This is a genomic window from Nitrosospira sp. Nsp1 (assembly GCF_900100985.1).
GTDB lineage: Bacteria > Pseudomonadota > Gammaproteobacteria > Burkholderiales > Nitrosomonadaceae > Nitrosospira.
Map to the genome: position 1 here is coordinate 58477 of NZ_FMUF01000017.1, position 11286 is coordinate 69762.

At 54.9% G+C, this 11286-nt stretch carries 11 protein-coding genes; 9 read left to right on the forward strand and 2 right to left on the reverse strand.

From position 1 onward, the window contains the following. The first annotated feature begins 3 nt into the window (after positions 1 to 3). The 6 genes from BLP78_RS11120 to BLP78_RS11155 all read left to right on the forward strand — a co-directional run bounded on the left by BLP78_RS11120 (position 4) and on the right by BLP78_RS11155 (position 6589). Positions 4 to 1257 (forward strand): GTP-binding protein, encoded by a 1254-nt coding sequence (locus tag BLP78_RS11120; protein ID WP_090459226.1) that lies wholly within the window; start codon positions 4 to 6, stop codon positions 1255 to 1257. A 289-nt stretch (positions 1258 to 1546) separates the two neighbouring features. Further along, complete coding sequence (gene dksA / locus BLP78_RS11130) at positions 1547 to 1969, forward strand: RNA polymerase-binding protein DksA (protein WP_090459229.1); 423 nt, start codon at positions 1547 to 1549, stop codon at positions 1967 to 1969. A gap of 27 nt (positions 1970 to 1996) precedes the next feature. Continuing rightward, entirely contained in the window at positions 1997 to 2761 is a 765-nt protein-coding gene (locus BLP78_RS11135) for a DUF1826 domain-containing protein (protein ID WP_218118969.1), read from the forward strand. Positions 2762 to 3296: 535 nt separating this feature from the next. Next, positions 3297 to 3632, forward strand: a complete 336-nt coding sequence (locus BLP78_RS11145) for a hypothetical protein (protein WP_090459233.1) — start codon at positions 3297 to 3299, stop codon at positions 3630 to 3632. Beyond that, entirely contained in the window at positions 3632 to 5779 is a 2148-nt protein-coding gene (locus BLP78_RS11150) for a VTT domain-containing protein (protein WP_090459235.1), read from the forward strand. Before BLP78_RS11145 ends, BLP78_RS11150 begins: the two co-directional genes overlap by 1 nt. Positions 5780 to 5902: 123 nt before the next feature. Further along, positions 5903 to 6589 (forward strand): endonuclease/exonuclease/phosphatase family protein, encoded by a 687-nt coding sequence (locus BLP78_RS11155; protein WP_090459237.1) that lies wholly within the window; start codon positions 5903 to 5905, stop codon positions 6587 to 6589. Here BLP78_RS11155 and BLP78_RS16275 read toward each other — a convergent pair. After that, entirely contained in the window at positions 6586 to 6681 is a 96-nt protein-coding gene (locus BLP78_RS16275) for a toxin-antitoxin system HicB family antitoxin (RefSeq protein ID WP_082204562.1), read from the reverse strand. The two genes, BLP78_RS11155 and BLP78_RS16275, sit on opposite strands and share 4 nt — an antisense overlap. A 348-nt stretch (positions 6682 to 7029) precedes the next feature. Here BLP78_RS16275 and BLP78_RS11165 point away from each other — a divergent pair, with 348 nt between their 5' ends. The 3 genes from BLP78_RS11165 to BLP78_RS11175 all read left to right on the forward strand — a co-directional run bounded on the left by BLP78_RS11165 (position 7030) and on the right by BLP78_RS11175 (position 11038). After that, positions 7030 to 7575, forward strand: coding sequence for an SRPBCC family protein (locus BLP78_RS11165; protein ID WP_090459239.1), 546 nt, complete (start codon positions 7030 to 7032; stop codon positions 7573 to 7575). Continuing rightward, entirely contained in the window at positions 7548 to 8096 is a 549-nt protein-coding gene (locus BLP78_RS11170; protein WP_176752853.1) for a DUF4142 domain-containing protein, read from the forward strand. Before BLP78_RS11165 ends, BLP78_RS11170 begins: the two co-directional genes overlap by 28 nt. Before the next feature lie 95 nt (positions 8097 to 8191). Continuing rightward, positions 8192 to 11038 carry a cation-translocating P-type ATPase gene (locus tag BLP78_RS11175; protein ID WP_090459243.1) on the forward strand — a complete coding sequence of 949 codons (2847 nt, stop codon included), beginning with the start codon at positions 8192 to 8194 and terminating at the stop codon, positions 11036 to 11038. A gap of 78 nt (positions 11039 to 11116) precedes the next feature. Here BLP78_RS11175 and BLP78_RS16040 read toward each other — a convergent pair. Further along, the coding region (locus BLP78_RS16040; RefSeq protein WP_256330235.1) for an integrase core domain-containing protein at positions 11117 to 11286 on the reverse strand (170 nt) is incomplete at its 5' end.

Consider the following 11286-nt stretch of genomic DNA (forward strand, 5'->3'; position numbering starts at 1 on the left):
GTAATGAAAACAGTGGAAAAACGTTTGCCGGTGACGGTACTCTCGGGATTTCTCGGTGCAGGCAAGACGACCTTGCTTAATCACGTTCTGGCCAATCGCGAGGGGTTGCGCGTAGCGGTAATCGTAAACGACATGAGCGAAGTGAATATCGATGCCTCGCTCATCGAAAGAGGTACCCAAAATGCAGGCGCCGCTTTATCGCGCACTGAAGAAAGATTGGTGGAAATGAGCAACGGCTGCATCTGTTGCACCTTGCGCGAGGATTTGCTTACAGAAGTACGCAAGCTCTGCGCCGAGGGTCGTTTCGATTATCTCCTGATCGAATCGACCGGGATCGGTGAACCGATGCCTGTCGCAGCAACATTTGATTTCCGGGATGAGGACGGCAATTCGCTCAACGATATCGCCCGGATAGACACCATGGTCACTGTGGTCGATGGGGTAAACCTTTTGCGGGATTTTTCCAGCGAAGACCTGCTGGCCCAGCGCGGCGAAGTGGCGGGTGATGAAGACAATCGATCTCTGGCTGGCCTATTGACGGAGCAGATCGAATTCGCGGACGTAATCGTGATAAGCAAGATAGACAAGGTAACACCGAGCCAACTCAGTGAAGTCATGGGCGTGATCAAGGCCTTGAATCCGGGAGCGGAAATAACGTACGCCAGGCATGGCGATGTTCCCTTGAACGAAATCCTCGGTACAGGCCGGTTCGACCTGGACCGCGCCAGTAAGATGGCGGGTTGGTTTAAAGAACTTGCCGGAGAACATGCGCCGGAAACAGAGGAATTCGGCATTGCCAGTTTCGTCTTGCGCTTGCATGCACCATTGCATCCCCAACGTTTTGCAGCCTTTATCGAGCGCCCGCTATCGGGGATCCTGAGGGCGAAAGGCTATGTGTGGCTGGCAAGCCGTCCTGAATGGGCAATCTCCTATTCGCGTTGTAGCAACATCGCCAATGTGGAGCCAGTGGGGCGTTGGTGGGCGGCGGTGCCAAAAGAGCGCTGGCCAGCGGAAGGAAGCGAAGAGCGTGCATCGATAGAGCAGAACTGGCGACGGCCATACGGAGATAGAATCAATGAAATCGTCTTCATCGGCCGCGATATGGATCGGGATTTGATAAAAAAAGCTTTTTCCGAATGCCAGCTTCGGTCTTATGAAATCCGCAAAGGCCTGGACTACTGGCGAAAGCTGCCAGACCAGTTTCCCGAGTGGGTTGCGGCGGCAGCGCTCGCGGAAGAGGCAACGGAACACATATGAGCGCGATAATGCCACAGACTTTCGATGAGTGTCGGTGAGTGGCGTCAGTGTATTGAGTACGACTGCGGGCTTCCACTGACCCAGGAATTCATTCAAAAGCGATTAACCGTATTTCGTCAACTACAGCATGAGGAGACACTCCGCTTCATTCATCATTATGGAGAAACGCACTTGAACCTAAATCCGGTAGTTGACCGCTCGTTAATAGATCAGTGTTATGACCAATAACACGAACCGATGGAAGTTCACATGCTTGGCATACGCCAGCTTGGCTTAACTATGATATGTCATGAAAACTAAGCACTCCTCTTCCGTCGAGCACACTATTCGCGAGGTTCCGTCCGGGGAGTACATGTGCGCGGCACAATTGGAATTCTTTCGTTTCCGGCTGGAAGATGAGCGGCGCATGTTGCTGGACAGCGCCCAAAGCACGCTCGAGCAGATGCAGGCTATTGTTTCGGAGTCGGATTCAAACGACCGGGCAAGTACGGAGGAGAAATTTTCCCTTGAGTTCCGGGTGAGGGACCGCGAGCGTAAATTGCTCAAGAAAATCGAGGATGCCCTTCTGAGTATCGAGGATGGGACGTATGGCTGGTGCGTGGAAACCGGGGAGCCTATCGGCATCGCGCGCCTTTTGGCGAGGCCGACGGCGGCGCTCTGCATTGAAGCACAAGAGCGTCACGAACGTTACGAGCGAAGTTATCGAATCTAGTATCCAGGAAAGGCAGCGCAATCGACGATGAAAGATGAACTGGCTACTATTGAGATGATTGGTCCAAATCTGCTGCAGGATAATCGCAAGGCCAGCTTTGCCCAAGCGATGGATAGGCATGCCGAGCCTTCTCAAAAATCATCGCAAGATCACATATCTCATCCGTATGCATGCGCTACGGCTGAGTCCGTGGAACTGATACGGATTTTTCATCCGCTTATCCAGGTTGTTCGGTGGCGGCGGCAGGTCGATCCTGGTATCGAGGCTTACTTGCAACAGAGGCCGGTAAATGGCCATTTAAGAAATGGTTTCCGTATCGTTATTCCGGCCGGTGAAGGCCTGGAGCTTGATTTCTTGCCAGACCTTCCGGGCCGACGAGCAATGGCCCAGGATATTTCGCTCATTGCTGATATTTACTCGGAGCTTCTTGGTTGCGATGAAATTGCCCTACGTCTGGAAGTGTCCAGCAAAGCCATGTGCCCTCGTTTTCACGTGGATCGCACAGGCATCCGTCTCATTTGCACCTATCGTGGGCAGGGAACGGAATGGATTGACGACAAGTGGGTGGATCGTAGCAAACTCGGGCAAGGATCACTGGGTATTGCCGATGACGCTTCCGGCCTGTTCGACGCCAGAACGACAGTTGAGGCAGCCGCATCATTCGACGTCTTACTCTTGAAGGGCTCGTTGTGGCAGGAGAATATTCGAAGAGGTGCAATCCATCGTTCACCCTCCGTCACTGCCGGGAACGGGCCGCGCATTCTCCTCGTAATGGATGCAATCTGGACTTGATGAAATAGCCTGGCTTCCGTCTTCTTTCACGATATTTCGTTACGCCATGCAGCGGTAAGGAAATGCGCGCTTTCGCATGCGAAACCATGCGCCGAAAGCGCAAAACAGGAACAAGTTGCCTGTTTCCGGTACAGTTGGCTTTAGAGGGGATGTTCGAGACCGTACTGATCCTTAATGAACCGGCGGATCGCGTCGCTGTCATAGGCTTGGTCGGCGAGCAGCGTACCGGCCGCTTTGCCCTGTCATCGGCGATATTGCTCCGGTCAGAAGGAAACGAAGCGGCCTGCTTTTCGCCATCGGTCACTGCGTGGAGGTTGCTGCGACTGAGCCGGCTGACCCCAGCCGCCCGGCCTCGGAAGCTTTTCCATCCATTCAACAGTCGCGGATCGTACGGGCGGGCGCCGCTCTCCGCTCCCGCCTTTATGTACGACAACGAACGGACGAGCAATCAACTAACTCATACTATTCTAGCTCTAGTATTCGCCCCCAATGAAAGATGGAGCAATATTCCCATGGAACGAATCAGGAGCTGATAATGGAAAAGGAACCGTTGATCAAGTTAACCTGGCGCGGCCATGAAACCATCGAATCGATACCGCCGTTACTGGATGATGCACGGCAAATAGAAATTATCCTGCCCGCAAACTATAACCACTCTTTATTTTGCGTGCTTCATCCTGACGAGCCCCCAGCTCAGCTGGAAGAAATTAATGCTTCGGGTGGCCCGGAGATTCTCGCGGTCATCGCGACCGTCAAAGGACTGGAAGAGTTTATTGCACTTGCAAGGACGCTGGCCACAGCGCATATCGAAGTGCAGGTCGTCAGTCCGCCCAGTGTGATCATCAAGCCTGCCGGGTATCCCAAGGCATAATGGCCCACTCCGCCATCCTGAAGCCGGGCGCCAACTGTTGGCGCATCGAACATGCTGATCGAGCCGCATTTCTTGTGGATGGGGCTGAATTTTTTCGGGCTTTTCGTGAAACGGTAAAACAGGCACAGCGTTCGGTATTGATCATTGCCTGGGATATCGACAGCCGCATCGATCTTGTGCGGGAAGGCAAACCCGACAGCCTGCCGGTGAGCTTGGGTGCTTTCCTCAATTGCATGGTCCAGCGCAATAGGCAACTTCATATCCATGTGCTGGATTGGGACTTCACCATGATCTTCGCACCCGCCCGGGAGTGGATGCCGCTTTACAAGCAGCAATGGAACGGCCACCGGCGATTGCATTTTTTCCTTGACGATCAGCACCCAACCGGTGCGTGCCATCATCAGAAAATTGTCGTGGTGGATGACCAGGTGGCGTTTGTGGGCGGGTTGGACCTGACAACCGGCCGCTGGGATACGCCCCAGCATCTGCCTGATGATCCGCGCCGGCGCGATCTGGAAGCAGAACCGGTACCACAGCCCTATCATGATATTCAGATGATAGTTCGTGGCCCTGTTGCAGCCCTGCTGGGCGATATCGCGCGTGAACGATGGTTTCGTGCAACCGGGCATAAGCTGGCTGCCCCTGAGCGTCAGGCCGGCGCAAGCTACTGGCCTGGCTACCTGGTGCCGGACGTAGAAAATATTCAAGTCGCCATTGCCCGTACTATTCCAAGATATAAAAGCACGGTAGAGGTGCGCGAGGTGGAACGGCTTCTGCTCGATGCCATTGCTGCTGCCCGGAATACAATCTATATTGAAGCCCAGTACTTTACGGCGGACAAGATCGGCGCGGCGCTGGCAAAACGCCTGGAAGAACAAGACGGCCCCGAAATCGTCGTGGTGTTGCCGGAACATACGGATGGCTGGTTGTCACAGAACACGATGGATGTCCTGCGGGAACGCTTGTTCAGGCGACTGAAGTCGTCAGACCATCAGGGCCGTTTCCGCCTGTATTACCCGTGCATACCCAAACTCGACGGGAAATGCGTCAATGTACATTCCAAAATGATCATCATTGACGATCAACTGGCACGCGTAGGCTCGGCGAATCTCAACAATCGCTCGATGGGTCTTGATACCGAATGCGATCTCGTGCTTGAGGCAAACGGCGAAGCGCACGTTCAGCATGCCATCTCGTCTTTCCGCAACCGCCTGCTGGGGGAGCATCTCGGCGTGGAGCCCAGCGAGATTGCGGCACGTGTGGCGCAAGACGGCTCCCTGATCCGCGCCATCGAGTCGCTTTGCGGCTCAGCGCCGCGTACCTTACTTCCGTTGCCGCTTCGCGTAACGGCTGACATGGACGCCTTGGTGCCGGATGCCCAGGTTATCGATCCGGACCAACCCATGGACGCCGATCAGTTAATCGACGAGTATGTGCCTGGGGAAGAACGCGAACCTGCCCGCTATCATGTCTACCTGATTGCGTTCATCCTCGCATCCATCCTGGGATTGGCTACCCTGTGGCACTGGTCGCCGCTTCGGGAATGGGTTAACGTAGAAACATTGGTGGGCTTCGCCGCTGAGTTCGAGCAAGCCCGCAGCGCTCCATTATTTGTAATGGGTGTTTTCCTCATCGGTGGCCTGATCGCGTTTCCGCTTACGGTACTTATCATTGCCTGCGTACTGGTGTTCGGCCCATGGCAGGGTTTTCTTTATTCACTGATCGGCGCGCTGTTGAGCGCAATGTCAACCTACGCGCTGGGCCATTTGCTGGGCCGTAATACAGTACGCCGGTTTGCCGGCAAAAAGATTCGGGAACTGAACAAGCGGCTGGCTTACCGGGGAATCATGACTATTGTTATCGTTCGCATCATTCCACTCGCGCCGTTTTCAGTCGTTAATATGATTGCCGGGGCCTCGCAAATTCGCTTCCGCGATTTTGTCATTGGCAGCGCCATTGGATTGCTGCCGGGGATGGCAGGAATATCCTTATTTACGGATCGACTCGCTGCCACGATCCAGAAACCTGATTTACCGGCCTTTGCGGTATTGGCAACCGTTGTCGCTGTCATTATCGTCAGTGGCTGGACATTCTGGCGGTGGGAAGAACGCCAACGAAACTCCCGATTGAGAGCGCGTCCCGATTGAACGAACACCTGACATGAACTTGCAGCCCGGCAAGAACACCGCGACTCTAAACACCAGCACGGCAGCCTGCTCGTACTATATTCTTCGTGACAGAAAATTTAATCTTTAGTCTTTACGAAATTTATGCATCTTACGCTGGTTACATACAATATACATGCGTGTGTCGGCACAGATGGCCGCTTCGAACCTGCACGCATCGCAGACGTGCTTCGTGAGCTGGACGCAGATGTCGTGGCGCTGCAGGAAGTGGACCATCATCATGTCGACGGTTGTGACCTGCTGGATTACCTAGCTGCAAAAACCGGCTTGACCGCCATTGCCGGCCCTACCCTGCTGCGTGAATCCCGGCATTATGGAAATGCCATATTGACAAAGCTTCCTATTTTGGCAGTGAATCGCGTCGACCTGACCCTTCCCGGCCGGGAACCGCGTGGGGCGCTTGATGTGACCCTCGATGGTAAAGAACGGCATGTGCAAGTGGTCGCGACCCATCTCGGACTCAAGCCCTGGGAAAGGCGCCAGCAGGTTCGTCAGCTGCTCAAGCTGTTCGACATCGGCTCCAAGGATATTTATGTGCTGCTGGGCGATTTAAACGAATGGTTTCTCTGGGGACGTCCCCTGCGCTGGCTACACGGCCACTTCCTATCCACGCCCCACGTCGCGACCTACCCTTCACGCCAGCCCTTCATGGCCCTCGATCGGCTTTGGGTGCATCCGCGTCGCCGCCTCGCAAAATTGGAGGTCCACGCCAGCAGCCTTGCACGGATTGCGTCCGACCACCTTCCCTTGAAAGGTACTATTGAAATCTAACGCGCGAGAACAATAAATCGGTTCAATGTCGCGCCCTGTAAATCCGCTGCTGCTTGCAGTTTCTCCTGTACCGATCGAGAAACTCTGGCCATGAATCCCACCCTGTTCTTTTATTGCGCCGTCCTCCCAGAGATGTACCGTGGTCACCTTGCAATTGATTATTCTGCGCACCCCGATAACGAAGCCGGTCACCGGGTTCAAATTTTCAGTACTTTTGCACTACGTGTACAACCGCACAGATCACGAGCGGCGGAGAGTACATTATTTTAAAAGAGGTGCAATTTGCTGCTGTGTTCACTCGAACCCTATGGGTAAAACGCGGACAAATTTTCTCTCACAGTTGAGCGAGTCTTCTGCCAGCTCAAGTACCAAGCCAGGTAAAGCTCGCGAATGAAAGAACTTTCGGAATGGCAGTGGGCATCTACTTGGGGGAAATTAAAATGTTAAAAAAAATTGTAACGATCGCTGCGGTTACCGCGGGGGGACTCATGCTGTCAAAAAAAATCAGGAAATCTCGCGATTCTGAAAACACGTCGATAATGGAAGATTCGATCGAGGTAAATTTGCCGATAAGCACGGTATACAACCAATGGACACAGTTCGGGGATTTTCCCCGCTTCATGAAAGGAGTATGCGAAGTACGGCAAATCGATGACACGCATTTGCACTGGCGCGCAAAAATCGGCGGTAAAGAAACGCAATGGGATGCTGAGATCACGGAGCAAGTGCCGGAAACGCGGATTGCCTGGCGTAGCACGAGCGGCGCTAAAAACGAGGGTGTCGTCAAATTCTACAAGATATCCGATTCGATAACCCGGATCGTGCTGCAAATGGATTACGGCCCCAAGGGTATTATTGAAGAGATTGGCGATGCGTTGGGACTGGTAAAGATGCGAACGAGCGGAGATCTCAAGCGGTTCAAGGAATTCCTCGAAAATCGCGGGAAAGAAACGGGAGAGTGGCGCGACTCGGTCGCCCAACACTAGCAGCCTGTCGGATAAGCCCCTGGGTTCATCCACAGGGGCCGAAAGCCGGTTCCGCATTTGCCGCCGCTGAACAAAAGATCGGCATCGACGATGCGCAAATCGCTCACGTCGTGGTTAGCGCCAACGATGTGACTGTCGAGGCCAGCAGGTTGGCGGGGCTTAAATCGTCCAGCGAGGAAGTCAAGGCGTTCGCTCATCAAGTCGCGCGTGAGCACTCGCATGTGAATAAGGCGGTCGCCGAGCTGGCAACCAGGCTTGAATGGACTCCCCGGGACAGCCCGATCAGCCAGGAGCTGAAAGTCGATGGCGAAAACCACCTTGCCGGGCTGAACGTTGCATCTGGCCAGGAATTCAACAAAGCGTACATCGACCAGATAGTCGCTTTTCACCAGAACCTGCTCGATTTGATTGACAATACACTGATGCCCAATGTCAAGAATGAGGAACTGGCAGCGCTATTGTTCAGTTTATTCGCACCCCTTTCCGACCATCTCGAGCACGCCCAGCAGATTCAGAAGTAGCAGAATAAAGCCTGGGCTTGGGCAATCACCAGTTTATCCACTGCATGAACTCTCATGCTCGGCCTTCAACTACATGAGCATCTTGAACCAGGGGGATGAACATAGCGCATCCTGAGCAAGATCAGAAGATCCCTTACCAGCAAGAGATCGAGAACGTATTGATCGTGTTCGCCACAGACGCACAGCGCGGCTTGAGCGAAGAGGAAGCGCGGGCGCGGCTCGATAGATATGGGAAGAACGAGCTCGAGGCTGAAAAACCGGTTCCCCGGTGGAAGAAATTCCTCGCCCAATTTCAGAATGTGCTGGTTATTCTGCTGCTGGTTGCAACGGCGATCTCGGCAGGATTGTGGCTGTACGAACGTGAATCGGCGTGGCCCTATGAAGCAACCGCCATATTCGCGGTCGTGTTGCTAAATGCGCTCATGGGCTACATACAGGAATCACGAGCGGAGGAAGCAGTAGCTGCGCTACGTCAGATGTCGGCGGCGCACGCACATATTATCCGCGATAGTGCCCAGCGAAACGTTCCTGCAGCCGATCTCGTACCCGGCGACATCATTCTCGTCGCGGAGGGTGACACCATTCCCGCAGACGCCCGGCTGATCGAGTCGGCTGCGTTGCAAACGGCGGAGGCGGCGCTCACCGGCGAAAGCCTGCCTGCATCAAAAGATACGCTTACGATCATGGAAGATGCCGAGCTCGGCGATCGCCGCAACATGATCTTCAGCGGTACCACAGTCGCATCCGGGCACGGGCGTGCAGTAGTCGCGGCAACGGGCATGCAGACCCAGATGGGTCGCATTGCCGGAATGCTGGAAGATACATCGGCAGAGATAACACCGTTACAAAAAGAGCTGGCGCGCGTGGGCAAGCTGCTGGGGATTATCGTTGTCGTCATCGCCATTGTGATGATAGCGGCCATTATCACTGTTGAAGATGTCAGCGGTGCCGCGGCTCTTTTTGACGTGCTTATCCTTGGGGTGGCGCTGGCTGTCGCGGCAATACCCGAAGGTTTACCTGCGGTGGTAACCGCGGTCCTATCCCTCGGTGTACAGCGCATGGCCGCCAGGAATGCCATCGTGCGCCACCTCCCCGCCGTCGAAACGCTCGGCTCGGCAACTGTCATCGCCTCCGATAAAACCGGTACGTTGACCAAAAACGAAATGACAGTGTGTACCGTCATCACCGCAAACGGGCGCATATCCCTGAGCGGAGTGGGCTACACACCGGAAGGAAAGGTAGACGAAGTACGTCCGCATGAAGATGAAGCGCTGGGCCCACACGAAAACAGGATGATTGACGGCGCACTGCGAAGCGAACTGGAACAAGCGCTTACCATCGCCGACCGCGCCAATAACGCCGTTTTACAGGAGCACGATGGGCACTGGAGCGTACAGGGCGATCCCACCGAAGGCGCGCTCATAGTAGCAGCGCGTAAAGCGGGGTTGGAAGATGGGGCGCTCAATGCGCGTTTCGAGCGCGTTGCCGAAATACCCTTCTCATCCGAGCGCAAGCTGATGACGACGATTCATACCGACGCCCAAAAACGGGAGCAGCTGATCGTCTTCACCAAAGGCGCGCCGGACCTGCTGCTTGGGCGCTGCTCATACGAGCTTGTGGGAAGCGAGACAAAAGCTTTGGCGGCGGATCGCCGTGCAGCTATCAGGAAAATGAATGAAGCGCTGGCAGGTGAAGCCTTGCGCACCCTCGGGGTTGCTTTCCGCTTGTTGCCGCCTGGCGCGCTCCAAATCGATGATGTCGACGAACGCATTGAACAAGACCTCGTGTTCGCCGGGCTGATCGGCATGATCGATCCACCGCGTGCAGAGGCGAAAGAAGCCGTCGCTCGCGCGAAAGGGGCCGGGATACGCCCGATAATGATAACCGGGGACCATCCGGTCACTGCGGGGGTTATCGCGGCCAGCCTTGGTATAGCGGAAAATGCGCAGGCTGTTACCGGCGCCCAGCTTGAGAAACTATCAGACGATGCTCTCGACCAGACGATAAAAGAAGTATCGGTTTACGCGCGCGTCAGCCCCGAGCACAAGCTGCGCATTGTAAAAGCGTTGCAGCGAGGCGGCGCAATTGTCGCAATGACCGGAGACGGCGTAAACGACGCACCTGCCTTGAAGACTGCGGATATCGGCATAGCAATGGGCATCATGGGGACGGATGTTTCCAAGGCCGCCGCCGACATGGTGCTCGTGGACGACAACTTCGCTTCAATCGTTGCGGCTGTCGAAGAAGGACGCGCCATTTTCTCCAATATCCGGAAGTTCCTGCGCTATCTTCTGTCATCGAATATCGGTGAAGTATTCACCATGTTCTTCGGTGTGCTGCTGATGGATGTCATCGGGCTGAAGGCTGAGGGACAAGCTATCGCGCTCCCGTTGCTGGCGACGCAACTCCTGTGGATCAACCTGGTAACGGATGGTGCACCCGCGCTCGCCCTCGGCGTCGACCCCGCGGATCCTGGCGTGATGCGCAAAACGCCGCGGCCGAAAGGCGAAGGCGTCATTACATCCCGGATGTGGTTCGGCATCCTGTTCACCGGCATCATAATGGCAATCGGTACGCTGCTGGTGCTTGATGCCAGTTTGCCCGGCGGATACGTGGAGGGTTCGGGCAGCATGCGCTACGCGCAGACCATGGTGTTTACGACCCTGGTGATGTTTTCGCTCTTCACCGTTTTCAATGCCCGCTCCGACGAACAGAGCGCATTCGTCGGGTTGTTCTCCAATAAATGGCTGTGGGCCGCTGTTATGCTGGCGCTCGTGTTACAGGTGGCAGTGATTTACATACCCGTTCTGCAACAGGCATTTTCCACCGTAAGCCTGAGCTTTGACGATTGGCTGCTTTGCACGGCTGTGGCAAGTTCAGTGCTGTGGCTGCGTGAACTCAGCAAGCTGATACTACGCATCACAAAACGGAGTCACGGTTGACTGCTTGATCACCCTGCCAAGGGCGCTTCGGGCGTCTGACCTTTCGGCAATGTCTCGCCCGTGACCTGCTCTCGTTTTTTATAGCCAATTCGAAAGTGAGCCTTCGGGTTCGAGTACTATAGTTGTTGACGACCGTTCCCGGCCTGCTTCAGCCGGGGTTCGATTGCCAAGTGAAGAATGGGGACGCTCGTTGTTGTAGAACTGCCGCCATTTCTCGATTAATATCTTTGCCTCGTGTCGCGTTATGA